The 23,869-nt window shown below is 72.2% G+C and carries 21 protein-coding genes; 17 read left to right on the plus strand and 4 right to left on the minus strand.

The genetic code is table 11. The annotated features are described in order from the left end of the window. The first annotated feature begins 101 nt into the window (after nt 1–101). Nucleotides 102–2,681, plus strand: coding sequence for an alpha-glucan family phosphorylase (gene glgP, locus AB0J76_RS31715; RefSeq protein ID WP_352322065.1), 2,580 nt, complete (start codon nt 102–104; stop codon nt 2,679–2,681). Between the two features lie 50 nt (nt 2,682–2,731). Beyond that, nucleotides 2,732–3,628 carry a MurR/RpiR family transcriptional regulator gene (locus AB0J76_RS31720; RefSeq protein WP_352322067.1) on the plus strand — a complete coding sequence of 299 codons (897 nt, stop codon included), beginning with the start codon at nt 2,732–2,734 and terminating at the stop codon, nt 3,626–3,628. On the opposite strand, the gene AB0J76_RS31725 is transcribed toward AB0J76_RS31720, so the two are convergent. Beyond that, a complete protein-coding gene (locus tag AB0J76_RS31725; protein WP_352322069.1) occupies nt 3,591–5,501 on the minus strand; it encodes a peptidoglycan recognition family protein in 1,911 nt (636 codons plus the stop codon). The genes AB0J76_RS31720 and AB0J76_RS31725 overlap by 38 nt on opposite strands. A gap of 187 nt (nt 5,502–5,688) precedes the next feature. Here AB0J76_RS31725 and AB0J76_RS31730 point away from each other — a divergent pair, with 187 nt between their 5' ends. The 3 genes from AB0J76_RS31730 to AB0J76_RS31740 all read left to right on the plus strand — a co-directional run bounded on the left by AB0J76_RS31730 (nt 5,689) and on the right by AB0J76_RS31740 (nt 7,900). Next, complete coding sequence (locus AB0J76_RS31730) at nt 5,689–5,892, plus strand: hypothetical protein (protein ID WP_352322071.1); 204 nt, start codon at nt 5,689–5,691, stop codon at nt 5,890–5,892. Nucleotides 5,893–5,899: 7 nt separating this feature from the next. Continuing rightward, the gene (locus tag AB0J76_RS31735; protein WP_352322073.1) at nt 5,900–6,592 is read left to right on the plus strand and encodes a CBS domain-containing protein; all 693 of its coding nucleotides are present in this window, start codon (nt 5,900–5,902) and stop codon (nt 6,590–6,592) included. Nucleotides 6,593–6,841: 249 nt separating this feature from the next. Continuing rightward, nucleotides 6,842–7,900: a 3-deoxy-7-phosphoheptulonate synthase gene (locus tag AB0J76_RS31740; protein ID WP_352322075.1), complete on the plus strand. Its 1,059-nt coding sequence runs from the start codon at nt 6,842–6,844 to the stop codon at nt 7,898–7,900. 52 nt (nt 7,901–7,952) lie between these two features. Here the strand turns inward: AB0J76_RS31740 and AB0J76_RS31745 are convergent, their stop codons facing one another. Then, nucleotides 7,953–8,237, minus strand: a complete 285-nt coding sequence (locus AB0J76_RS31745) for a Fe-S cluster assembly protein HesB (RefSeq protein ID WP_352328823.1) — start codon at nt 8,235–8,237, stop codon at nt 7,953–7,955. Nucleotides 8,238–8,338: 101 nt separating this feature from the next. Between AB0J76_RS31745 and AB0J76_RS31750 the strand changes: the two genes are divergently transcribed. From AB0J76_RS31750 to AB0J76_RS31805, 12 genes are all read left to right on the plus strand, one after another. Continuing rightward, nucleotides 8,339–9,007, plus strand: coding sequence for an endonuclease (locus AB0J76_RS31750; RefSeq protein ID WP_352328822.1), 669 nt, complete (start codon nt 8,339–8,341; stop codon nt 9,005–9,007). A 64-nt stretch (nt 9,008–9,071) separates the two neighbouring features. Beyond that, nucleotides 9,072–9,845 (plus strand): enoyl-CoA hydratase-related protein, encoded by a 774-nt coding sequence (locus AB0J76_RS31755; RefSeq protein WP_352328820.1) that lies wholly within the window; start codon nt 9,072–9,074, stop codon nt 9,843–9,845. Nucleotides 9,846–9,925: 80 nt separating this feature from the next. Continuing rightward, nucleotides 9,926–10,273: a hypothetical protein gene (locus AB0J76_RS31760; protein WP_352328819.1), complete on the plus strand. Its 348-nt coding sequence runs from the start codon at nt 9,926–9,928 to the stop codon at nt 10,271–10,273. After that, nucleotides 10,264–11,469, plus strand: a complete 1,206-nt coding sequence (locus tag AB0J76_RS31765) for a DUF6395 domain-containing protein (protein ID WP_352328817.1) — start codon at nt 10,264–10,266, stop codon at nt 11,467–11,469. The genes AB0J76_RS31760 and AB0J76_RS31765 overlap by 10 nt, the downstream gene beginning before the upstream one ends. Nucleotides 11,470–11,512: 43 nt before the next feature. Beyond that, entirely contained in the window at nt 11,513–12,355 is an 843-nt protein-coding gene (locus AB0J76_RS31770; protein ID WP_352328816.1) for a M55 family metallopeptidase, read from the plus strand. 30 nt (nt 12,356–12,385) lie between these two features. Then, nucleotides 12,386–13,942, plus strand: a complete 1,557-nt coding sequence (locus AB0J76_RS31775) for a flavin monoamine oxidase family protein (protein WP_352328814.1) — start codon at nt 12,386–12,388, stop codon at nt 13,940–13,942. Between the two features lie 64 nt (nt 13,943–14,006). After that, on the plus strand, nt 14,007–14,519 hold the full coding sequence (locus AB0J76_RS31780) for a YbaK/EbsC family protein (RefSeq protein ID WP_352328812.1): 513 nt from the start codon (nt 14,007–14,009) through the stop codon (nt 14,517–14,519). Nucleotides 14,520–14,660: 141 nt separating this feature from the next. Continuing rightward, the gene (locus tag AB0J76_RS31785) at nt 14,661–16,811 is read left to right on the plus strand and encodes a protein kinase (protein WP_364391465.1); all 2,151 of its coding nucleotides are present in this window, start codon (nt 14,661–14,663) and stop codon (nt 16,809–16,811) included. Between the two features lie 16 nt (nt 16,812–16,827). Further along, nucleotides 16,828–18,591 (plus strand): serine/threonine-protein kinase, encoded by a 1,764-nt coding sequence (locus tag AB0J76_RS31790; protein WP_352329627.1) that lies wholly within the window; start codon nt 16,828–16,830, stop codon nt 18,589–18,591. 35 nt (nt 18,592–18,626) lie between these two features. Continuing rightward, entirely contained in the window at nt 18,627–19,847 is a 1,221-nt protein-coding gene (locus AB0J76_RS31795; RefSeq protein ID WP_352329625.1) for a serine/threonine-protein kinase, read from the plus strand. A 253-nt stretch (nt 19,848–20,100) separates the two neighbouring features. Next, a complete protein-coding gene (locus AB0J76_RS31800; protein ID WP_352329623.1) occupies nt 20,101–20,880 on the plus strand; it encodes an electron transfer flavoprotein subunit beta/FixA family protein in 780 nt (259 codons plus the stop codon). 19 nt (nt 20,881–20,899) lie between these two features. Further along, a complete protein-coding gene (locus AB0J76_RS31805) occupies nt 20,900–21,853 on the plus strand; it encodes an electron transfer flavoprotein subunit alpha/FixB family protein (protein WP_364391469.1) in 954 nt (317 codons plus the stop codon). 75 nt (nt 21,854–21,928) lie between these two features. Here AB0J76_RS31805 and AB0J76_RS31810 read toward each other — a convergent pair whose 3' ends face one another. Further along, nucleotides 21,929–22,597, minus strand: coding sequence for a rhomboid family intramembrane serine protease (locus tag AB0J76_RS31810; protein ID WP_352318929.1), 669 nt, complete (start codon nt 22,595–22,597; stop codon nt 21,929–21,931). 70 nt (nt 22,598–22,667) lie between these two features. After that, a complete protein-coding gene (locus AB0J76_RS31815) occupies nt 22,668–23,855 on the minus strand; it encodes an MFS transporter (RefSeq protein WP_352318931.1) in 1,188 nt (395 codons plus the stop codon). Between the last annotated feature and the right edge of the window lie 14 nt (nt 23,856–23,869).

The raw sequence follows: 23,869 nt of genomic DNA on the forward strand, positions 1-23,869 counted from the left end.
CCCAATCGTCCGGCTTCATGCTTGTTCCGGGCTGGGGTTTGAAGGGGCTTCTTGGGGGTGAAGGACTGAGAGGTCCCTCCTAGCCCGTAGGGTGCAGAAACGTGAGAGCTATCCGCCGGTTTACCGTCCGCACCGTCCTGCCCACGGAGCTGGTCGCCCTGGGCGAGCTCGTGCACAATCTCCGCTGGTCCTGGCACCCGGAGACGCTCGACCTCTTCGCCGAGGTCGACGCGGCTCTGTGGGAACAGGTCGGGCACGATCCCGTGGCCCTGCTCGGCGCCGTCACACCGGCCCGGCTCAACGAGCTGGCCGCCGACCGCCGTTTCCTCCGCCGCCTGGCCGACGCAGCCGACGACCTGCGCGAATACATGACATCGCCGCGCTGGTACCAGACGCTGCCCGACGTCGCACGCGCCATCGCCTACTTCTCCCCCGAGTACGGCATCGCCGCCGCGATGCCCCAGTACTCAGGCGGTCTCGGCATCCTCGCCGGCGACCACCTCAAGGCGGCCAGCGACCTGGGCGTGCCGATCCTCGCGGTCGGCCTGCTCTATCGCCACGGCTACTTCACCCAGTCGCTGTCGCCCGAGGGCTGGCAGCTCGAGCACTATCCGGCGCTCGACGCCGGGGGGCTGCCGCTGACCCTGCTGAAGGACGGCGACGAGCCCGTCAAGATCCGTCTCGGCCTGCCCGAGGGCCGCGTCCTGCACGCCCAGGTCTGGGTGGCGCAGGTGGGCCGGGTGCCGCTGCTGCTGCTCGACTCCGACGTGGCCGACAACGACACCGCCGCCCGCGACGTCACCGACCGCCTCTACGGCGGCGGCACCGACCACCGGCTCATGCAGGAGCTGCTGCTGGGGGTGGGCGGCGTACGCGCCATCAGGGCCTACTGCCGCATCACCGGCCACGCCGAGCCCGAGGTCTTCCACACCAACGAGGGCCACGCCGGCTTTCTCGGCCTGGAGCGCATCCGCGAGCTGACCGAGTCGCGCCTGTCGTTCGACGAGGCGCTGGAGGCCGTCCGCGCCGGCACGGTGTTCACCACGCACACGCCGGTGCCCGCCGGCATCGACCGTTTCCCCTGCGACCTGATCGAACGCCACTTCGGCGGCGACTCCGCCTGGCCGACCGTGCCCGTCGAGCGCATCCTGGCCCTGGGCGCCGAGGCCGAGCCCGGCCGCTTCAACATGGCCGTCATGGGCATGCGCCTGGCCCAGCGCGTCAACGGCGTCTCCGAGCTGCACGGCGCGGTCAGCCGGGAGATGTTCAAGGACCTGTGGCCCGGCTTCGACCTCGACGAGGTGCCGATCGGCTCGATCACCAACGGCGTGCACGCGCCCACGTGGGTCGGGCGCGAGTTCATGGAGCTGGCCGGCCGCGAGCTGCCCTCGCTGATCGAGCGCGCCCGCGGCTGGGAGGGCATCCAGAAGATCTCCGACCGGGAGATCTGGGAGATCCGCGGCAAGCTGCGCAGGCGGCTGGTCGAGGGCGCGCGCGAGCGGCTGCGCAGGTCGTGGCGCGAGCGCGGCGCCTCGGTCGCCGAGCTGGGCTGGATCGACGACGCGCTCGACCCCGACGTGCTGACCATCGGCTTCGCCCGGCGGGTGCCGTCCTACAAGCGGCTCACGCTCATGCTGCGCGACCCCAAGCGGCTGGCCCGGCTGCTGCTCGACCCGGACAAGCCGGTGCAGATCGTGATCGCCGGCAAGGCGCATCCGGCCGACGAGGGCGGCAAGAAGCTGATCCAGCAGATCGTCAAGTTCGCCGACCAGCACAACGTGCGCCACCGCATCGTCTTCCTGCCCGACTACGACATGACGCTCGGCCAGCTCATGGTCCAGGGCTGCGACGTGTGGCTGAACAACCCGCTGCGGCCGCTGGAGGCGTCCGGCACCTCGGGCATGAAGTCGGCGCTGAACGGCGGGCTCAACCTGTCGATCCGCGACGGCTGGTGGGACGAGTGGTACGACGGTACCAACGGCTGGGCCATCCCCACCGCCGACGGCGTCAGCGACCCCGACCGGCGCGACGAGCTGGAGGCCGGCGCCCTGTACGACCTGATCGAGCACGAGGTGTCCGACCGCTTCTACGACCGGCCGTTCGACGAGCTGCCGCGTAGGTGGATGGAGATGGTCAAGCACACCCTGGCCTCGCTCGGGCCCAAGGTGCTGGCCGGACGCATGCTCCGCGACTACGTCGTCGACCTCTACACCCCGGCCGCCAAGTCGGCCCGCGCGCTGTCGGCCGACAACTACGCCGCGGCCAGGGCGTTCGCGGCCTGGCGGGTGCGCGTCACGCGGGCCTGGCCGGGCGTGCGGGTCGAGCACGTCGAGGCGTCCGGCGTGGGCGACGCCCCCGAGGTGGGCGCCTCGGTCGAGCTGCGGGCCACGATCGCGCTCGGCGACCTGGAGCCGGGAGACGTGCTGGTCGAGGCCGCGTACGGCAAGGTGGGGCCGCACGACGAGCTGGTCCGGCCGCGGTACGCGCGGCTGGCCGTGGAGTCGCTGGAGGACGACGGCCACGCCCACTTCACGGGCCGGGTGCCGCTCGACCGTACGGGGGCTTTCGGATACACCGTCCGGGTTGTCCCGCATCACCCGTTCGCTGCCACTCCGGCGGAGCTGGGGCTGATCGCCGTCCCGGAGGAGCCGGTGGGAATGACGAACGGCACCTTGCGCTGATATATCCGGACGAGGTCGGCCCGGTGGTCGGGCGGTGCATAATCAGGACCGTGGACGACAGCGGGAACGGCCTGCGGGCCGACAATCTGGTGGCCACGGTCCGCGGTGTCCTGCCGTCCCTGACGCCTGCCGCGCAGACCGTCGCCCGGCTCATCCTGGAGGATCCGGCGACGGTCGCGCGCAGCACCATCACGGAGCTGTCGGCCGCCTCCGGCACCAGCGAGGCCACCATCGTGCGCACCGCGCGGCTGCTCGGCTTCGCCGGATATCCCCAGCTCAGGCTGGCTCTGGCGGCGGCGGCCGCGCAGCCCGACCGGCTCGTGCCCGGCGACCTGGCGCCCGACGACCCGCTGTCGGAGGTCATCCAGAAGGTCGCCAGGGCCGAGTCGGAGGCCATCAACGACACCGTCGCCCAGCTCACCAGCGAGCGCCTGGGCCTGGTCGTCGACGCGATCGTGGGGGCCAGGCGCATCGACGCCTACGGCGTGGGCGCCTCGGGATTAGTCGCCGAGGACGTCGCCCAGAAGCTGCTGCGCATCGGCCTGTCCAGCCACGCCTTCCAGGACGCCCACCTGGCCCTGACCAGCGCCGTCCTGCTGAAGGCGGGCGACGTGGCGATCGGCATCAGCACCTCGGGGGAGACCCCCGACGTGATCGAGCCGCTGCGCCGGGCGGGCGAGGCGGGGGCCACCACGGTGGCTGTCACCAACAACCCGCGCTCGACGATCGCGGAGCTGGCCGAGCACGTGCTGATCTCGGCCGGGCGCGAGACGGAGTTCCGTCCCGGCGCCCTGGCCAGCCGGATCAGCCAGCTCCTCGTCGTCGACTGCGTGTTCGTCGGCGTCGCCCAGCGCACGTTCGACTCCTCTCAGGAGGCGCTCGCGAGCACCAGGCGCGCCGTCAAGGAGTTCACCCGGAGAACGTCACCTGCACGTCGTCAGCCTTGACGTACATCACGCGGTGCCCGAACTGGATCTCCAGGTACTTCGTCTTGCCCCTGACCACCGTGTGGTCCTCCAGGTTGAAGGTGACCGCCCGGTAGTACTCGGTGGCGGCCGGCCCGGCCAGCGTGTACTTCTCGCCCGCCGAGAACGTGTACTGCAGCGGCGTCACCGCCTGGTACGGGATGCCGGCCGGGTACGCCTCCTGCTCCGGGTAGGCCCGCCCGAACACCGGCACGGTCGCCTTGCCCGGCTTGGGCGTGACGACGAGCCCCATCGACGGGATCGCGGTCGGGGCGCTCGCCGGGTTGTGGAACCACGCCTTCTGGCCGAGGTACCAGATCGCCGTCCAGTCGCCCTGGCGGTCGGCGACGGCGAAGCGCTGGCCGGTGCTGGCCCTGGCGCTGTGGTCGTACACGCTGTAGAGCGAGCCGCCGGTCGGGTGCTTGCCGATGTCCTTGATCAGCGGGGCGTCGTCGCGCGGCTCGGTGCGCAGCCACACGGTGCCGGCGCTGAGCGGCGGGCAGGCCGCCTCGGGGTTCTTGCGGTCGCAGCCGTAGAAGTAGGGCTTGTTGGTGGCGAAGTCCGGCTTGATCATGACCGAGCCGGCCTGCGGACCGCCGAACTGGTGCAGCGGCGCGCCCATGAGCTGGAAGTAGTGCGCCCAGTCCCAGAACGGCCCCGGGTCCTCGTGCATGCCGCGGACCGTGCTCGGGATCGTGCCGGGGACGTTGTCGTGGCCCAGGATGTGGGCGCGGTCGAGCGGCACGCCGTGCTTGAGCGCCAGGTACCGGACGAGCCGGGCCGACGAGCGGTACATCGCCTCGGTGTACCAGGTGCTGCCCTCGGCCAGGAAGCCTTCGTGCTCGATGCCGATGGACTTGGCGTTGATGTACCAGTTGCCGGCCTGCCAGCCGACGTCCTTGGTCTTGATGTGCTGGGCGATGTGCCCGTCACTGGACCGGACCGAGTAGTGCCAGCTCGCGCCGTAGTTCGGGTCCTGGTTGAGCCTGATCGACGGGAGGAAGTAGCCCTCCATGTCGTGGATGATGATGTAGTCGACCTTCTGGCTGACCGGGCGGTTGGCCAGGTCGTAGTGGCCGTAGTCGTCCGGCGGGAGCTCCTGGTAGGCCGAGGGGATCCACTCGCAGGAGATCGAGGCCGGGCACTCCACGCCGTCGCGCCGCGCGGGCCGCAGGCCGAGCTTCTCCAGCCACTTCTCGATCTTCTCCAGGTCCGGGACCTTGGGCAGGGTGACCTTCTGCCCGTCGTCCGTGGTGCGCTCGGCGCCCTCCTGGATGGTGGCGTAGACCTCGTCGGCGAAGAACTTGGCCGCGTCGGCCTCGTCGGCGCCGGAGTACTTGGCGACGGCTCCGTACCATTCGCCGGGGTTAGCGCTCAGGGGCGCGCCGAGGCTCTTCTGGTAGTCGGCGAGCAGCGCCGCGCCGCCGCGGATGTTGGCCGCGTCGTCGGTGCGCAGCCGCTCGTGGCTCTCGCCGGTGAGCTGCGCGGCGCGTTCCATCGTGCGCAGCGAGGCGGGGATCTCCGCCGGGGCGGGGGTCGCCGTGGGCGCGAGCGGCCTGCTCTCGTCGCCGCGGGCGTCCTCCTCGCCCTCTCCGTGGTGGTTCGAGCCGGTGTACGCGGCCGCGTCGGTCAGGTGCATCGGGCCGAACCCGGCGTCGCTCGACGGCTGGCCCGCGTGGGCGTCCCAGCGCGACTCCAGGTACGAGACGCCGAGCAGGACGCTCTGCGGGACCTTGAACTCGTCGGCCGCCGCGGCGAACGCCTGCTGCCGGTCGGCGGGCTCTGCGGCGTTGGCCGCGGACACTTGGGTTAAGGGCAACAAGGCGACGACGGCGATCGCCAGCGCTCTGCGCATGAACCGCTCCTTGACTGGGGGGCGTGGTGCGCGTTCAGCGTCTCAACATTTTCCTTCTCTGGCGAGAACTTTGCGAAGATATTTTTCATCCCTTAACAGACCGCCTGCCCGGCTCAGGCCGCCCGCCGGCCAGGACTAGCAGGTGACGGGCTGGGTAGGCGGCTCCCGGAGGAGAGGGGGAGCTGTCATGCCTCGACCCGGAAGTCACTCCTACGACAACGAGCGCCGCCGGCTGCGCAAGCAACTGGACCGGCAGGGGATGAGCGAGCAGGAGCTCAAGAAGCGCGTGGCCAGGAAACTCCAGTCGGATCCGGACAAGAGCCCGCGCAAGGTGGGCGGCGACCGCGCCGAAGGACCCAAGTCCGAACGGCCCCGCCGGGGGGAGCGCTGAGGCCCTGATGATCGGCATCATCGACCGCGTCGGCGTCCAGGACCTGCTCGCCACGCGCGACGCCCAGCTCGCCGAGGTGCTGCCCGAACGCGAGTACGCCTGGGCGCACCTGCCCGGCGCCGTGCACCTGCCGCTCGGCTCGCTCGACCGGCTGGCCGACGACCTGCTGGACCGGTCGCGTCCGGTCGTCGTCTACTGCCACGACTGGCTCTGCGACCTGAGCCCGCGCGCCGCCCACCGGCTGGCCCGGCTGGGCTTCGCCGACGTGCACGACTACGGCCTGGGCAAGATGGACTGGTTGTCGGCCGACCTGCCGTACGAGGGGGAGGCCCTCCTGGTGGGCTCCGGCGCCCGGCGCGACCCGGTCACGGCCGACCTGGAGGACCCGCTGGAGGAGCTCAGCGAGCGCATCGTCGCCGACCCGGCCGGGCTCGCGGTCGTGGTGGACCGGGACGAGGTGGTGCAGGGCGTCATCGGGTCGCGCGAGCTCAAGGGCGCCGACCTGACCGGCACCGCCGAGGCCGCCATGAACACCGGCGTCACCACCGTACGGCCCAGCGAGCAGCTCGACGCCCTGGCCGGCCGCATGGAGGGCGCGAACGTCGACCACGTCGTCGTCACCCGCGCCGACGGCACCCTGGTCGGCCTCTACGGGCTCGGCGACCTGCGCGAACCCGGCTGGGAATCCGATCTCGGATAGCGGACGGGATTTGGAGCCGTCACCCGGTGTCTGCTAGCGTCAACAGCATGTCAGTGATCAGCCGATTTTGGCGCTATGTGGCGGCTCCGGGTGGAGCCGAAGGTCACATGCGCTGACTTACTGATCACCCGGAGCCCAAAGGCAGAGACGTCCCGTCTCTGCCTTTCGTCGTTCAGGCGGACGGCTCCGGGGGCCACGGATGTGGGCCGTACCGCCTTCGAACTTCCATCGAAAGCGGAGGACCAGCCCATGACCACGACCAGCGACCTGCGCATCACCTCGTTCGAACCCCTGCCCACGCCCCGCGAGCTCATCGGTGAACAGCCGCTCGGCCCGCAGCGCGAGGCGCTGGTGGCGGCGAGCAGGAACGCCGTGCGCGACGTGCTCGCCGGCGACGACGACCGCCTGCTGCTCATCGTCGGCCCGTGCTCGGTGCACGACCCGGAGGCCGCGCTCGACTACGCCCGCCGCCTGGCCGCCGCCACCCGCGACCTCGGCGACGCCCTGTGCGTGGTCATGCGGGTGTACTTCGAGAAGCCGCGTACCACCATCGGCTGGAAGGGCCTGATCAACGACCCGGACATCGACGGCGGCCACGACGTCCAGCGCGGGCTGCGCCTGGCCAGGACGGTGCTGCTCGACGTGCTCGACACCGGGCTGCCGGTGGGCTGCGAGTTCCTGGAGCCGACCAGCCCGCAGTACATCGCCGACGCCGTCACCTGGGGCGCGATCGGCGCGCGCACGCCCGAGAGCCAGGTGCACCGCCAGCTCACCTCCGGCCTGTCCATGCCGGTCGGCTTCAAGAACGCCACCGACGGCGACGTGCAGGTGGCCATCGACGGCGTGAACGCCGCCGCGCACCCGCAGGTCTTCTTCGGCATCGACGACGAGGGCCGGGCCGCGGTCGTCTCGACCACCGGCAACCCCGACTGCCACGTCATCCTGCGCGGCGGGCGCACCGGCCCGAACTACGACCCCCAGTCCATCGGTGACGCGCTGGCGCTGCTGGCCAAGGCCGGGCTGCCGGAGCGGCTGATCATCGACGCCAGCCACGGCAACAGCGGCAAGGACCACGTCCGGCAGGCGGCCGTGGTGCGCGAGGTGGCCGGACGCCTGGCGGCGGGCGAGAAGGGCATCGCGGGGCTGATGGTGGAGAGCTTCCTGGTGCCGGGGCGGCAGGAGCCCGGCCCGGCCGAGGGCCTGACGTACGGGCAGAGCATCACCGACGCCTGCGTGGGCTGGGAGGAGACCGAGCGCCTGCTGGCCGAGCTGGCCGACGCCGTGCGCGCCGGCCGCGCCGCCGGCTGACGGCCTCCCGGCGGCCCGGTGGGCGGGCCGCCGGAAGGTCCGGCAGGGCCGCTCAGGTGCGGCGGTCCAGCCGGAACGTCGGATGTCCCGGCGTGCCCGGCTGGGCGTCCAGCGACTTGTCGTCGAGGATGGGCGCCGCGTCCTCGGCCACGAAGACGCGCACGTCCCCCTGCTCGATGACCTGGTCCCCGGCGTACGGCGTGCTCGCCAGCGACACCTCCAAGGCGCCCGCCTCGTCCGGCTTGGCGGCGATTCGCAGGCCGGCGTGCGCGGGCACGTCCTCGCCGACCATCAGGTCACGGATCGCGACCACGGCGTTGTCAGTCAAAGTCAGCACGATGCGCTCCTTCTCGCTGGAGACCCCCCGCCTCCCCCGCGACCAGGGCGGCAAACGCGCCGGGCCGGGATGAGCGCCCGCCGTGGGGGTAGCGGAACGTCATGGCTGACAAGGACGCCGACAAGGACAAGGGCGTGCTGGACGCCCTGCTCGAACAGTGCGGCCAGACGTTCGCCGCGGAGGCGGGCATCCGGCTCGCCGACCGGCCGCGGCCGCTGTACCAGCTCCTCGTGCTGGCCACGCTGCTCAGCGCGCGCATCTCGTCCGGGGTGGCGGTGGCGGCGGCGCGCGAGCTGTTCGCCGCCGGGTACCGCACGCCGCGGGACATGGCGCGGGCGAGCTGGCAGGACCGCGTGGACGCCCTCGGCCGCGGCCACTACCGGCGCTACGACGAACGCACCTCGACCATGCTCGGCAGGGGTGCCGAGCTGCTGCTCGACCGCTGGAAGGGCGACCTGCGCAGGTTGCGCGACGAGGCCGGGGGCGGCCCCTCCCGTATCGGCGAGCTGTTGCGGGAGTTCCCCGGCATCGGCCCGACCGGCGCCGACATCTTCCTGCGCGAGGTCCAGGGCGTCTGGCCGCAGGTCGCGCCGCACCTGGACGGGCGGGTGCTGGACGGCGCGGCCCGGCTCGGCCTGCCGCGCCAGGAACGCGGCCTGGCCCGCCTGGCCCGCTCCGGCGACGAGCTGGCCCGCCTGTCGGCGGCTCTGGTACGCGTGTCGACCAGCAAGAAGGCCGCCGACGAGGTGAGGTCGGCCGCGGCGGGGTGAACGACAAGGCGGGCGACGAGGTGGGCCGCGGGGGTGAGCGGGAGCGCTCTGTTAGGTTCGGCTCATGGGTGAGTTTGTGAGCGTCGAGGTGGCCGACCAGATCGCCACGATCCGTCTTGACCGTCCGAAGATGAACGCGATCGACGTTCAGACGCAGCGGGAGCTCGTCGAGGCGGCGCTGCAGGTCGATGCCGACGACCAGGTGCAGGCGGTGATCCTCTACGGCGGCGAGCGGGTCTTCGCCGCCGGCGTGGACGTCAAGGAGATGGCCGACATGTCCTATGCCGACATGTCTGCCCACTCCCGCACGCTCCAGGCGTGCTTCACCACGGTGGCCCGCATCGGCAAGCCGGTCATCGCCGCCGTCACCGGCTACGCGCTGGGCGGCGGCTGCGAGCTGGCCCTGTGCGCCGACTTCCGGGTGGCGGGCGAGTCGGCCCGGCTCGGCCAGCCGGAGATCCTGCTCGGGCTCATCCCGGGCGCGGGCGGCACGCAGCGCCTGCCCCGGCTCGTCGGCCCGTCCCGCGCCAAGGATCTGATCTTCACCGGCCGGCACGTCCCCGCCGCCGAGGCCCTGGCCATCGGGCTGGTTGACCGGGTGGTGCCGGACGAGCAGGTCTACACGGCGGCCCTGGAGTGGGCGGCCACGTTCGTCGGCGGCCCGGCCGTGGCGCTGCGCGCCGCCAAGCAGGCCGTCGACCAGGGCGCCGAGGTCGACCTCGACTCCGGCCTGGAGATCGAGCGCCTGCACTTCTCCGGCCTGTTCGCCACCGACGACGCCCGGATCGGCATGCGGGCCTTCGCGGAGAAGGCCAAGGCCAAGTTCACCGGACGGTGACCGCCCGGCCGCCATGCGAATGCAACCCTTTGGAGTAGGCCGTCCAAGGGGAAGCGGGTTTGCCAGTATGGTGGCGTTTCATGATGCGCGTCCCGGTCCCCGCCCGGCTGCGTAAAGCCGTGCGTACGTGGTTCGACTCCCGTTACATCTCCGTCGCCGACCACCGGCAGGACATCCGGGACGCGCTCTGGGAGGTCCAGACCCTGCGCAGGGAGATGGCGACCCTGCAGGGCGAGGTCGAGCGGCTGCGGAACGCCCGTCCGCCGGCCGGGCCGGTGATCGACAAGGCCAGGGTCGACGACACGTACCGGCTGGCGCAGGAGACCGCGCAGGCCCTCGACGGCGTGCTCCAGAACGAGGTGCTCGTCTGGCAGGCCATCGACGACCTGCGGGCCCGCGTCCCCGAGGGGGGCCGGCCGTGCGCGTGACCTGGTCCGGCACCGAGCTGACCTTCCGCCTCGACCCTGAGGACGAGATCACCGGCAGGGCGGCCGACGACCATCCCGTCAAGCTGGCCACCAACTCCTGCTCGATCGGCGGCGTGCCCGACGACGCCCACCCCGACCTGTTCGCCGTGGCCGCCTGGACGATCGTGGCGCCCTGGACCAGGCGGCGGATCACGTTCGACCGGGCCGTCTCCGCCGAGGTGGCCGCGGCCCTGCACGACGGGTGGGGCATCGAGGCGGGGCCGGTCGGGGCCGAGCCGCGCCGGGCCGGCGACCGGCTCGCCCTCTCCTACAGCGGCGGCGCGGACTCCGTGGCCGCGGCGGCCATCCATCCGTCGGCGCCGTTCGTGCACTTCCGGCGGGTGCCGCATCCGCGGGTGCCCAACCGGTGGCCGCACTACCGCTCCGACGTGCTGGCCAAGCTGGCCGAGCGGACCGGCCGCGAGCTCACCACCGTCACCTCCGACCTGGAGTTCACGCTCGCCGAGCCGCGTCCGGGCTATCCGGAGCACCACGCCGTCGCGGCGGGGGCGCTCCTGCTGGCCGACCGGATGAACCTCGGTGGCCTGGGCTTCGGCTATGAACTGGGTTCACGCTGGCTCGGCGGTGACCGTTACCTGTTGCGGTTCACGCCTGACAACCCGATGTGGGCGCCGCACGGCGCGTGGGGCCGGTTGTTCGCCGCCGCCGGCGTGCACATCGTGCTCCCGGTAGGCGGGGTGAGCGAGGCCGTCACCATGCGGCTGGCCCTGAACTCCGAGCTCAAGGACCAGGTGCGCTGGTGCCTGCGCGGCACCGACGGCCCCTGCCGCACCTGCGGCAAGTGCCTGTACAAGGAGCTCATCCAGGCCGCCGTCGAGCGCCGTCCCCTGGACACGCCCCTCACCGCCGACCGTCCCGTGGCCCGCAAGTGGCTGCGGCCGCCCCCCTTCGGGGGCCAGGAGATGGTCGAGTACGGCCTGGCCCGGATCCCCGGCGTCGAACGGTCCCTGTTCGCCAAGGCCCTCGACCACTTCGAGGCCACCGAGGAGTCCACGAGCTGGCTCGACCACTGCTACCCGCTGGCGATCGAGGAGATCCCCGAGCAGTGGCGGGCGGAGGCGGCCGCCTTCCTGACCTCCCAGGTCGGCCTCATGACCGAGGCGGAGGTACGGCGGGTGGAGACGTGGGGCGCGTGACCGTCCGCGGGACGGATCCGGCGAAGTGCGAGGAGTTGACTGCGTGAAGGTTTACCTGTCGGTGGACATGGAGGGCGTGACGGGGCTGACCGACCCCGAGGAGATGCACGCCGGCAAACGCGGCTACGACCGCGGCTGCGAGCTGATGACCGCCGACGCCAACGCCGCCGTCGAGGGCGCGTTCGCCGCGGGGGCGGGCTCGGTGCTGGTCAACGACGCCCACGGGTCCACCAAGAACCTGCGGATCGACCTCCTGGACCCGCGGGCCACCCTGATCCGGGGGCCGGGCAAGGCCCAGCGCATGGCCCAGGGGCTGGACGGCACGTTCCAGGCCGCGTGCTTCGTGGGCTACCACGCCATGGCCGGCGTCCAGCACGGCGTGCTCAACCACACGTGGATGGGCAAGGAGATCCAGAACGTCTACCTCAACGGCGAGCCGTGCGGCGAGACCCGGCTGGTCGCGGCGTGCGCGGGCTTCCACGGGGTGCCCGTCGTGCTGGTGACCGGGGACGAGGCCGTCGGCGAGGAGGCGCGCGAGCTGCTCGGCGACGTCGAGACGGTCGCGGTCAAGAAGGGGATCGACAAGTTCTCGGCCGAGTTGCTGCCGCCGAGCGTCGCCCAGGCGAGGATCCGTGAGGCCGCCGCTCGCGGGCTCTCCCGGTTGAGCGACTTCACGCCTTATCGGGTGGAGGCGCCGTACACGCTGGGGGTGGAGTGGAACTCGACCGCCATCGCGGCGGCGGTGGCGCTGGTGCCCGGCGTGAAGACGGCCGGCTCCCGGCACACCGAGTTCACCACCGACGACTTCCGCCAGATCATGGCGCTGCTCGGGATCTTCGCCACCATCGGCGGCCAGGTGGCCTGCGGCAGCGGGCCGTACGGCTGAGATGTCGGTAACTGCTGATTTAGGGAGCGGGTGACGGTGGAAGGCGCGGCGCTGACCCGGCGGGGGCTGCTCGTCGGGATCGGAGCGGTGGGCGGCGCGGGCGCCATGTACGCCGCCATGGGCGCGCTCGGGCTCGCCCCCTCGGAGCAGGACAAGGAGTTCGCCGCGCCGCGCCCCGGCGACTTCTCCCTGCGCGGCAAGGGCGCGGCCAAGGTGGTGATCCTCGGCGCGGGCGTGGCGGGGCTGACCGCCGCGTACGAGCTGGGCAAGGCCGGCTACGACTGCACCCTGCTCGAAGCCAGGGGCAGGGCCGGCGGCCGGAACCTGACGCTGCGCGGCGGCGACCGCCTGACCGAGCTGAACGGCCCGGCCCAGGACGTCAAGCTGGGCGAGGGCGTCTACTTCAACGCCGGGCCCGGCCGCATCGCCCCCTGGATGGTCACCCTCGACTACTGCAGGGAGCTGGGCGTCCCGATCGAGACGTTCGTCAACAACAACGCCTCGGCGTACGTCCACACCAACGGGAAGACCGTGCGGGCCCGCACCGCCCGAGCCGACATGTACGGATATGTCGCAGAATTGCTGGCCAAAGCCACGAATATCGGCGCGCTCGACAAGGCGATCACCGCCGACGACCGGCAGCGCCTGCTGGAGTTCCTCCGCCGGTTCGGCGACCTGGGCCCCAAGCTCGACTACGAGGGCTCACCCCGGCGCGGCTTCACCAAGTACCCGGCCCTCGACGGCGGCACCCCCATCCCGCCGCCCGGCACCCTCCACGACGTGCTGGCCGCCGCCACCGGCCGCGCCATCACCAACGACTTCGGCTACGACATGGCCACCCCCATGTTCCAGCCGGTCGGCGGCATGGACGCGATCGTCAGGAAGCTGACCGAGGCCGTGGGGGCCGACCGGATCAGGACCGGCGCCAAGGTCACCAGGATCACGACCCTGGACGACGGCGTCGAGGTCACGTACGACGGCGGCAGCGTCAAGGCCGACTACTGCATCGCCACCCTCCCCCCGCACCTCCTCGCCAAGATCCCGCACAACCTGGGAGCGCAGGTCACCAGCGCCCTGAGCACCCCCATCCCGGTCGCCGCCGGCAAGATCGGCCTGGAGTACGGCAGGCGCTGGTGGGAGCTGGAGGACCGCATCTACGGCGGCGTCACCGAGACCGACCTGGACATCACCCACATCTGGTACCCCTCCCACGGCTACCACTCCGAACGCGGCCTGATCGTCGGCTACTACAACACCGAGCAGAACGCCGAGCTGTACGGCTCACTCACCCCCGAGGACAGAAGGCGCAAGGCCCTCACCCAGGGCAGGAAGATCCACGGCGACAAGTACCGCCAGAACCTGCTGTCCAGCGTGTCCATCGCCTGGCACCGCCAGGAGCACATCCAGGGAGGCTGGATGTACTGGCCGTCCTTTGATTCGTCCTTCACTCTTCTGCAACGCCCCGCCGGAAGGGTCTACTTCGCGGGTGACTGGCTCACCCACTTGATCGCCTGGCAGGCAGGCGCCATGGAGTCGGCCCGCAGCGCCGTCACCATGCTGCACCAGCGGGTGCTGCAGTCCACGTGACGTCGCACGCCACTTCCTCGACCGGCATAGGGTCGGTCAAGGAAGAGCGATCGAGGAGACGAGGATGACGTTGCACTGGGTGCCCGCGACCGAGCGCGCCGACCTGCTGGCCGGTCCGGTGGCGTTCGCCGTGCCGGGCGTCGAGGGCGCCGAGGTGGCGGAGATCGACCCCGACCTGGCCGACACGGCCGCGTTCTGCGAGCGCTACGGCGTACGGCTCGACGAGTCGGCCAACTGCGTGGTCGTGGCCGCCAAGCGCGGCGGCGAGACGCGTTACGCCGCCTGCATGGTGCTGGCGACGATGCGCGTCGACGTCAACGGCGTGGTGCGCAGGCACCTCGACGCCCGCAAGGCGAGCTTCGCGCCGATGGCCGACGCGGTCGAGCTGACCGGCATGGAGTACGGCGGCATCACCCCGCTCGGGCTGCCCGGCGACTGGCCCGTCCTGGTCGACGTGCACGTCGCCGAACATCCCAGAGTGGTGATCGGCAGCGGCGTGCGCGGGTCGAAGCTCGCCGTGCCGGGCGCCGCGCTGGCCGGGCTGAAGGGCGCCGAGGTCCTGTCCCTGACGACCTGAAGGCCCCGAAGCCGAACTGAAGCCAATTCGAGACCGTTGGATGGGAAACCGATGAGGCCGTATCGGACGTTGTACGAGTGGGAATGTGGCCTCATGGTTCATCTCGTGGGCGGGGATTAAGCCGGTATGGTGCTTCATGCCATGAACGATGACCGACTAGGCCCTTACCGGCTGCTCAGGCGGCTCGGTGAAGGCGGGATGGGCGTTGTCCACCTCGCTGTCGACCCCCAGGGGCGACAGGTGGCGGTCAAGGTCCTGCGCGGAGAGGTTGCCGGCGACGAGGTCGCCAGGCGACGGCTTTCGCGTGAGGTCGAGACCATGCGCCGGGTCCGCAGCAAATTCATCGCAGAAGTGGTCGATGCGGATGTAACCGCTCATCGTCCTTACATCGTCACGCGTTACGTGCCCGGCCGTCCTCTCGACGAGATCGTCAAGGACGACGGGCCGCTCGACCTGCCCGCGCTGGTCCGGCTGGCCCACGGCGTGGCCTCCGCGCTGGCCGTGGTCCACTCCGTCGGCGTGATCCACCGCGACCTCAAGCCGGGCAACGTGCTCATTCTCGACGGCGAGCCCGTCCTGATCGACTTCGGCATCGCCCAGGCGGTCGACGCGACCAGGCTGACCCAGACCGGCATGTTCATCGGCACGCCCGGCTACCTCGCGCCCGAGATCATCGAGGGCCAGGAGGCCGGCCCCGAGGTCGACATCCACGCCTGGGCGGGCACGCTGCTCTACGCCGCCACCGGCCAGCCGCCCTTCGGCAAGGGCACGCTGGAGATGATCTTCTACAACATCACCGCCGGCAAGGCCGACATCAGCGGCGTGCCGGCCGAGCTGCAGCCGCTGCTCAAGGCGGGCTTCCAGCGCAACCCGGCCAAGCGGCCCAAGGCCGCCGACCTGGCCGAGCAGACGGCCCGCATGTTGCCGAGGCCGCCGCGCGGCGTGCCCGACGAGATCTCCACCGTGCCGCGGCCCGACGCGCCCGACGACTTCCCGACCAGGCGGCCGCCGTTCGTGGGGGAGAAGCCGTCCTACGACGTCTCCACGCCGCCGATGACGCCGCGCCGGCTGATCGACGGCCAGGAGCAGCCGGTCGCGCCGCCGGCCGACCCGCACTTCGTCTCGCTGCTGCCCAACCAGGCGGCCGGGCTGCCCAACCAGGCGGCCGGGCTGCCCAACCAGGCGGCTCCGCTGCCCGGCGCCGGGCTGCCTGGCGCCGGGCTGCCCGAACCGGGCGCGGCGCCGGCGGACCAGGGCGCGGGCGACCCGTGGCCGACCCGCCGGGTCTCGCCGGAGGAGCTGCGCCAGATCCAGCGCGAGGCCGGGCCCAGCCAGCCCTGGCCGCAGCAGCAGCCCCCGCTCCACCCCCAGCCGCAGTCACAGCCCCAGCCCCAGTCGCAGTCGCTGCCGCAGGTCAACCCGCACGAGGCCGACGTGCCCACCCGGCGCGTGCGCCCGGACTCGGCCGAGTTCGGCCGGCTCAGCTCCGGCCCGCAGCCGGTCGACCACGGCCGTCTCGGGTCCGGCGCCCAGCCGCTGGACCACGGCCGGTTCAACGCCGGCCAGGAAGCGGCGAACTACGGCCCGGTGCCCGTGCAGCCGCCGCCCTACATCCCGGCGCAGCCGCAGTACCCGCCGCAGGAGCCGCAGGCCGCTCGCGAGCCGTACAACCAGGGCGGGCGTCCGGCGCAGGCGCTGCAGCGCTCGAAGGCGTACGGGGTGGCGAGCGCCATGCTGCTGATCCTCATGATCGTGGCGGCGGTGACGGCCCCCGTCCTGGTGGCGGTGGTGGCGATCCCGATCGCCGTGCTGCTGCGCGCCGCCGACCTCGCCCAGCCGGTGCTCAGCGGCCGCCGGCCCGCCGCGTCCGCCGCACTCGACGTGCTCAGGGTCTTCGCCCAGCCGCAGGCGCTGGCCAAGTCCGTGGGCATCACGGTCGCGCTCGTCCTGTACGCCCTGATCCTCGGCCTGCCGGTGACGCTGCTGCTCAGCGTGGTGGTCAAGATGAACTCGGCCAACGCCCTCGCGTGGGGGGCGGCGGTCGCGCTCTGGACCCTCTGCGCGGGGCCGGGCGTCGAGGGCCCGGGGCGGCAGATGCGCAGAACGCTCTCATCGCTCGTACCCTCTAGGACAGCGGCCATGGCGATGGCGGGAGTGCTGGCGGCGGGCGCCGCGCTCTCGCTGATCCTCGCCTACGGCACGTTCGGGGACACGCCAAGGGGGAGTGTATGGAGTCCACTGGACGTCACACCCGTGACAGAGCAACTCAGCAGCCTGAAGGGCGGCGGCTGAGCCGAGGAAGGTGGCGATGAGCATCCAAGCGCCGGAACGCCTCGGCCCCTACCGCATCGTCAGGAAGATCGGCGAGGGCGGCATGGGGGTCGTCCACCTGGGTCTCGACGGTGAGGGCCGCGAGGTCGCCATCAAGGTGCTCCACCCGCACGTGGCCGCCGACCTCAAGGCCCGCGACCGGCTCACCCGCGAGGTCGAGACCATGCGCCGGGTGCGCAGCCCGTACGTCGCCGAGGTCATCGACGCCGAGCTGGTGGGGGGCCAGCCCTACGTCGTGACCCGCTTCGCCCCGGGGCGCACGCTGGAGGAGACCGTGCTGACCGAGGGCGCCCTGGAGGCGCGGCAGGTCATCAGGCTGGCCCAGGGGCTGTGCCAGGCGCTGGTCGCCATCCACGCGGCCGACGTGATCCACCGCGACTTCAAGCCGTCCAACGTCATGCTGGTCGACGGCGAGCCGCTGGTCATCGACTTCGGCATCGCCCACCTGGTGAACGCGACCCGGCTGACCCAGACCGGCATGTTCGTCGGCACCCCCGGCTACCTGGCGCCCGAGATCATCCGTGACTCCGACATCACCCAGGCGGCCGACGTGCACGCGCTGGCCTCGACGGTGTTCTTCGCCGCCACGGGCGCGCCGCCGTTCGGCACCGGGACGTTCGAGGCGGTCTGCTTCAACATCATGGAGGGGCGGGCCCAGCTCGACCGGGCGCCCGCGTGGCTGCGCGGCTGGTTGTCGCGCGCGCTGCGGGTCGATCCCGCCGCCCGGCCGGGCGCGCAGGAGCTGCTGCGGATGGCCAGGGAGCTCGACCCGTCGGTGACGACGTTCAACGAGATCGAGGGCCCGACCGGCACCAAGCGCATCGGCAGCGGCACGCGGGCCATGGACACGTTCTCCGACCTGCTGCCGCCGGTCGAGTACCGCAAGCCAGCGCCGCCGCCCCCGCCGCCGCCCGCGCGGCGGGAGGAGCGGCCGCCGCCCTACGTGCCCGCGCCGACCTCGGCGCGCCCGGTGCCGCGCACCGACCAGCGGGTGGCCGGTTACCCGGCGCCGCCGCCGCAACCGCGCCCCTACACGCCGCCGCCCCAGCCACGCGGCCACGTGCCGCCGGCGGAGCGGAAGAGGTACCTGTTCGGCGCCCAGGTGACCGGGTTGCTGCTGCTGGTCACGCTGGTGGCTTTGACCGTCATGATGCCCGTCGTCATGGGGGCGGTGGCCGTCGCGCTGGCGGTGGTGCTGCGCGTGGGCGAATACCTCTCCGGCGACATGGTCAAGCGGCGCCAGATCCGCGGCAGCAGCTCGGCCGACCCGCTGCTCGCGCTGGTCGGCACGCCGTGGGCGCTGGTCAAGGCCGCGCTGGTGACCCTGGTGCACGTGCCGCTCGCGCTGCTGTTCGGCGCGTGCGTGTGGGGGGCGCTCCACTGGGCCGGCGGCATGGGCACCAACCAGGCCGCCGCCTTCGCGGCCGGCGCGTTCGCCGGGGGCCTGTTCGTGCTCCCGGGCGGCGGCGCGCCGCGCAAGGCCGTGACCCGTACGCTCACCGGCGTGCTGCGCAGCCCCGGCGCCGCGCTGGTCGCGGTCGTCGCGGTGGGCACGGCGGCGCTGTTCGCGGCGATGTTCGCGCTCGGCCAGGACCCGGTCTGGACGCCCTGGCGGGCCCCGCAGAGTGTGATCGACGACCTGGCGAGCGACGCCAGGCAGAGCACGATCGGGCTGATCACCGGCCTCATCGAAAGTCTGCTGGACGGGCTGGGGTTGGGCTTCCTGACTCCGTGGTCCTGAGTGTCCCCCTCGGTCCGACGGGGGAGAGATGAGGTATGAGCGAGCGCCTCGGCCCTTATGAGCTTCTCTCCAGGCTCGGCGCGGGCGGCTTCGGCGAGGTCCATCTGGCGCTCGACGCCCAGGGGCGCACGGTCGCGGTCAAGGTGCTGCATCCGCACGTCGCGGCCGACGCCCTCGCGCTGGCCAGGCTCGACCGCGAGGTGGAGACGATGCGCCGGGTCGGCGGGCCGCACGTCGCCGAGGTGCTCGACGCCTCGCTGGAGGGCCCCAGACCCTACCTGGTGACCCGCTACGTCCAGGGCCGCCCGCTCAGCGCCGTGCCGGTGCCCGTCGAAGAGCTGGGCCCCCTGGCCTCGGGGCTGGCCGACGCGCTGCTGGCCATGCACGAGGCCGGGGTGGTCCACCGCGACCTCAAGCCGGCCAACGTGATGATGAGCGAGGACGGCCCGGTCGTCATCGACTTCGGCATCGCCAGCGCGCTCGACACGTTGTCGGTCACGGCGTCGGGAGCGGTGGTCGGCACGCCCGGCTACCTGGCTCCGGAGATCCTCGAAGGCGGCGGCGCGGGCGTCGAGGCCGACGTGTTCTCCTTCGGCGCGACGCTCGCCTACGCCGCGACCGGGCGGCAGCCGTACGGGCAGGGGCCGGCCTCGGCGGTGGCCTACCGGGTCGTGCACCACCCGCCCGACCTGGAGGGCGTGCCGGACTGGCTGGCGCCGCTGTTACGCGAGTGCCTGTCCACCGATCCCGCCGCGCGGCCCACGGCCGCGCAGATCTGCGCCCGGCTGGGCGTCGCCCCCGTCCCGCACGTGCGGCAGGCCGGCCCCCGTCCCTCGGCCCCGGCGGCGCGTCCGCGGCCGGCCGACGACCTGAGCACGAGGGAGTGGCGGCCGGGCGACGGCCGGCGCGGCTCGGTGGAGGAGTCCAGGGCGCGGCACCGGGAGAAGGTGCGCAGGCGGTGGCTGATCGGCTCGGGCCTGTTCGTGTCGCTGCTGGCGGCGGCCGCCCGCGAGCCGCTGCCCGAGGTGGCGCTGTTCCTGCTGGCCGCCTACGTGCTGGCGGTGGTGAGCGACGCGGGGGTGGCGCTGCTCTCGCGCGGGCCGTACCGGCGCGGCCGGATGGTGGCCGACCTGGTGAGCGTGGCGGGGGCGGTGGGGCTGTGCTTCGGGCTGGCCGCGGTGTTCAGCACGTTCACACTGGCCCTGTTCGCGGGTACGGCCCTGGTGGTGGGCATCGTGTTCCTGTTGTCCGCCTGAGTTCCCCTGGGGGGCGATCGGAACGTACCGAATAAAGTTCGGTATGGTGGGAAGGGTAGGGGCTTGACGCGGGAACCGCCGGTTTGCGCGTAAGCTACCCACGGGTAACATGACCGCGGGAGCCAGGGCACGACTCTGACCCACCCCGTGTCAGGAGCCCGTCGGGAACCTGGCAGTCTGGTCAGCATTGCATTCGGCGCCTATCGCAGCGACGCGGTGGGCGCACGCGAACACGGGAGGTCGGCCACCGGCCATGAACATCGTCGTCTGCGTGAAGCAGGTCCCCGATACGGCGACCGAGCGCAAGCTGCGGTCCGATGACAACACGCTCGATCGTGACGCCGTCGACGGCGTGGTCAACGAGCTTGACGAGTACGCGGTCGAGGAGGCGCTGAAGCTCAAGGAGGCGCACGGTGGCGAGGTCACCGTGCTCACCATGGGCCCGGGCAAGGCCACCGAGACCATCCGCAAGGCCCTGGCCATGGGCGCCGACAAGGCGGTCCACCTGAGCGACGACGCGCTGCACGGCTCCGACGCGCTGTCCACCTCGTATGCGATGGCCCAGGTGCTCAAGAAGATCGGGTTCGACCTGGTCGTCCTGGGCTCGGAGTCGACCGACGCCCGCACCGGCGTGCTGGCCGCGATGCTGGCCGAGCGCCTGGGCACGGCCCAGCTCACCCTGGCCAACAAGGTCGAGATCGAGGGCTCCTCGATCAGCGTCCAGCGCATCACCGACTACGGCTTCGACAAGGTCCAGGCCTCGCTGCCGGCCGTCGTGTCCGTGGTCGAGAAGATCAACGAGCCGCGTTACCCGTCCTTCAAGGGCATCATGGCGGCCAAGAAGAAGCCGGTCGAGACGCTGGCCATCGCCGACGCCGAGATCGACGCCGCCCAGGTCGGCCTGGGCGCCGCCTGGTCCGAGGTGGTCGACTTCGCCGCCGCGCCGCCGCGCGCCGCCGGCACGATCGTCAAGGACGAGGGCGACGGAGGCTCGAAGGCCGCCGACTTCCTCGCCTCCAAGAAGTTCATCTGAGAAAGGGGGTTTTACTGATATGTCGGAGATTCTCGTTCTCGTGGAGCAGGTCGACGGCGAGGTCAAGAAGGTCACGCTCGAACTGCTGACCCTGGCCCGCTCGCTCGGCACGCCCGCAGCCGTCTGGGCCGGCCCCGGCCTCGGCGACGCCGCCAAGGCCAGGCTGGCCGAGTACGGCGCCGAGACGATCTACAACGCCGGGTCCGCCGACATCGTCGACCACGTGGTGGCGCCCAAGGCCGAGCTGCTGGCCCAGCTCGTCGCCGAGAAGTCGCCCGCCGCGGTGCTCGTGGCCGCCACGGCCGAGGGCAAGGAGGTCGCCGGTCGCCTGGCCGTCAAGACCGACTCCGGCGTCATCACCGACGCCGTGGGCCTGTCCGAGGGCTTCGTGGCCGACCAGTCGATCTTCGGTGGCGGCGTCAACGTGCACTCCAGGGTGCGCAGGGGCACCCCGATCGTCGCCGTACGCCCGAACTCGACGGCCCCGCAGGCCGCCGCGGGCGCCGGCGCCGTCGAGGAGGTGTCGGTCGCGCTGAGCGAGGCGGCCAGGGCCGCCCGCATCGTCGAGCGCGTCAAGCAGGAGAAGGGCGCCAGGCCCGAGCTGACCGAGGCCGCGATCGTGGTCTCCGGCGGCCGGGGCGTGGGCTCCGCCGAGAACTTCTCCGTGATCGAGGGCCTGGCCGACGCGCTGGGCGCGGCCGTCGGCGCCTCGCGCGCCGCCACGGACGCCGGCTGGTACCCCCACCAGTTCCAGGTGGGCCAGACGGGCAAGACGGTCTCGCCGCAGCTCTACATCGCGGCCGGGATCTCCGGCGCCATCCAGCACCGGGCCGGCATGCAGACCGCGAAGACCATCGTCGCGATCAACAAGGACCCCGAGGCGCCGATCTTCGAGCTCGCCGACTACGGGGTCGTGGGCGACCTGCACCAGGTCGTCCCGCAGCTCACCGAAGAGATCAGCAAGCGCAAGTAGCGTCAGGGATCAGCGGGCGCGCACAGCGCCGATCGGAGGCGGCGCCGCACGACGTGCGGCGCCGCCTCCGCCGTCTCAGGCCGACGCGGCGGGCGCGGTCCGGGCGCCGGCCGCCTTCAGCGCCCATCCCGCGAGGACGCCCGCCAGCAGGGCGAAGCCGTGCAGGTCCAGCAGCGCGCACAGGACGACGGCGGCCACCGCGGCGACCGCGGGGAACAGCGGGGCGGGGACCCGGTCGCGGTGCGCCACGAGCTGGAAGCCGGCTCCGGCCAGGACGACCATCAGCACGACGCCGGCCGTGCCGGACGCCGACAAGGCCCAGGCCCCTGAGAGGACCGCGTAGAACGCGCCCAGCGAGCGTTCCAGGGGGCCGGCGGCGGCCACGGCGAGGCCGCCGGCCAGGCCGCAGAGGGCGACCGAGTTGCCCGCGCCGGGGTCGTTCATGAGGTAGCCGGCGGCCTCGCCCGCGACCGCGCCCGAGACGTACAGCAGGAGCCAGCGCCCGGGGCCGAGCGCGCGCTCGGCGACGTAGCCGAGCACCGCGAGGAACGCCAGGTTGAACAGGGTGCCGAACACGCCGCCGTCCTGGACGACGAGCGCCGTCCCCAGCCGCCACCACTCGCCGCCGGAGATCGCGGCCGGATCGCGCATCCACGCGGCCTCCAGCCCCGGGACGGCGAACTGCAGAAGACTCGGAACCGCCGTGCTGACGAGGACGACCGCGGTGACATATGGCTTGAACACCGCCTAAGCCTCGCACGCTCTCCATGAATCGGACATGGACGGATGTACGAGGCTTGGCATGACAAATGTCCTACGCGGCGACCTTCACCGGCTCCCGCACGGGAACGGCGTCGAACACCGGCGCCTCCCGCCTGGGCAGGAACCGCGACGCCACGGCGATCAGCACGCCCAGGAGGACCGCGATGCCGAGCGCGCCGCGCAGCGAGGTGGCGTCCGACAGGAAGCCGATCACCACCGGGCCGAGCAGCAGGCCCGCGTAGCCCATGGCGCCCGCCTGGGCGATGGCCGGTCCGGGTGCGTCGGTCGCGGTGCCCGCCAGGGAGAGCGTCAGCGGCGCGATCGTCGCCACGCCGAGCCCGACGAAGAACATCGCCAGCACCGCCACCAGCGCCGCCGGCGCCATCAGCACGACCGTGAAGAACCCGGCCGTGGCCACGCCGGACACGCCCAGCATGCCGCGCACCCCGAACCGGGAGCGCAGCCGGTCACCGGTGAGCCTGGCCAGCAGCATGCCGGCCTCGAACACCGGGTAGCCGAGCGCGGCCAGCGCCTCCGGCGCGCCGAGCTCGTTGCGCATGTACAGGCCGTTCCAGTCGGCGACCACGCCCTCGACCATGAAGGCGAAGAACATGATCGCGCCGAGCAGGTAGACGATCGCCGGCATGCGGTGCCGGGCCGTGCGCGCCGACTCCGTCGCCGGGGTCTCCGGCAGGTACGTACGGCCGATCAGCAGCGCGACCGGCAGCGAGACCAGGGCGACCAGCGCCAGGTTGGCGGTGAACGACAGGCCGGCGGCGATCGACAGGCTGCCGAGCGCGCCCGCCGAGATGGCGCCCACGCACCAGCCGGCGTGCATGCCGTTCATCAGCGGCCGGCCGTACGCCTGCTCGACGGTGGAGCCCTGGGCGTTCATGGCGACGTCCACGGTGCCGAAGGCCATGCCGAAGAACGTGGCGGCCACGATCAGGAGGGGCAGGTTGGGGGCGAAGGCGACGGCCAGCAGGCCGACCGCGGTGAGTGGGGCGCCGATCCGCAGAACCGCCCTGCTGCCCGCGCGGGCCATGATCCGTCGCATGGACTGCATGGTCACGAGGGCCCCGAGGCCCCATGCGAGGAGCACCGCGCCGACCGTGGACTCGGACAGGCCGAGTTTGTCGGTCAGGGCGGGGATGCGCACGGTCATCGTGCCCACCATCAGGCCGCCGAGGACGAAGGTGAGGATCGCCCCGTAGCGGGCCGTCCTCAGGTCGCGGGTCATAAGGCACACCTCTC

This window comes from Nonomuraea sp. NPDC049624, assembly GCF_040675255.1.
Taxonomy (GTDB): Bacteria; Actinomycetota; Actinomycetes; order Streptosporangiales; family Streptosporangiaceae; genus Nonomuraea.

What these genes read in the sequence shown, in the direction of transcription:
- AB0J76_RS31725 (WP_352322069.1), bottom strand. Translation starts at nt 5,501, where the DNA reads ATGCGCAGAGCGCTGGCGATCGCCGTCGTCGCCTTGTTGCCCTTAACC.
- AB0J76_RS31730 (WP_352322071.1), top strand. Translation starts at nt 5,689, where the DNA reads ATGCCTCGACCCGGAAGTCACTCCTACGACAACGAGCGCCGCCGGCTG.
- AB0J76_RS31735 (WP_352322073.1), top strand. Translation starts at nt 5,900, where the DNA reads ATGATCGGCATCATCGACCGCGTCGGCGTCCAGGACCTGCTCGCCACG.
- AB0J76_RS31740 (WP_352322075.1), top strand. Translation starts at nt 6,842, where the DNA reads ATGACCACGACCAGCGACCTGCGCATCACCTCGTTCGAACCCCTGCCC.
- AB0J76_RS31750 (WP_352328822.1), top strand. Translation starts at nt 8,339, where the DNA reads ATGGCTGACAAGGACGCCGACAAGGACAAGGGCGTGCTGGACGCCCTG.
- AB0J76_RS31755 (WP_352328820.1), top strand. Translation starts at nt 9,072, where the DNA reads ATGGGTGAGTTTGTGAGCGTCGAGGTGGCCGACCAGATCGCCACGATC.
- AB0J76_RS31760 (WP_352328819.1), top strand. Translation starts at nt 9,926, where the DNA reads ATGATGCGCGTCCCGGTCCCCGCCCGGCTGCGTAAAGCCGTGCGTACG.
- AB0J76_RS31780 (WP_352328812.1), top strand. Translation starts at nt 14,007, where the DNA reads ATGACGTTGCACTGGGTGCCCGCGACCGAGCGCGCCGACCTGCTGGCC.
- AB0J76_RS31785 (WP_364391465.1), top strand. Translation starts at nt 14,661, where the DNA reads ATGAACGATGACCGACTAGGCCCTTACCGGCTGCTCAGGCGGCTCGGT.
- AB0J76_RS31790 (WP_352329627.1), top strand. Translation starts at nt 16,828, where the DNA reads ATGAGCATCCAAGCGCCGGAACGCCTCGGCCCCTACCGCATCGTCAGG.
- AB0J76_RS31795 (WP_352329625.1), top strand. Translation starts at nt 18,627, where the DNA reads ATGAGCGAGCGCCTCGGCCCTTATGAGCTTCTCTCCAGGCTCGGCGCG.
- AB0J76_RS31800 (WP_352329623.1), top strand. Translation starts at nt 20,101, where the DNA reads ATGAACATCGTCGTCTGCGTGAAGCAGGTCCCCGATACGGCGACCGAG.
- AB0J76_RS31805 (WP_364391469.1), top strand. Translation starts at nt 20,900, where the DNA reads ATGTCGGAGATTCTCGTTCTCGTGGAGCAGGTCGACGGCGAGGTCAAG.
- AB0J76_RS31815 (WP_352318931.1), bottom strand. Translation starts at nt 23,855, where the DNA reads ATGACCCGCGACCTGAGGACGGCCCGCTACGGGGCGATCCTCACCTTC.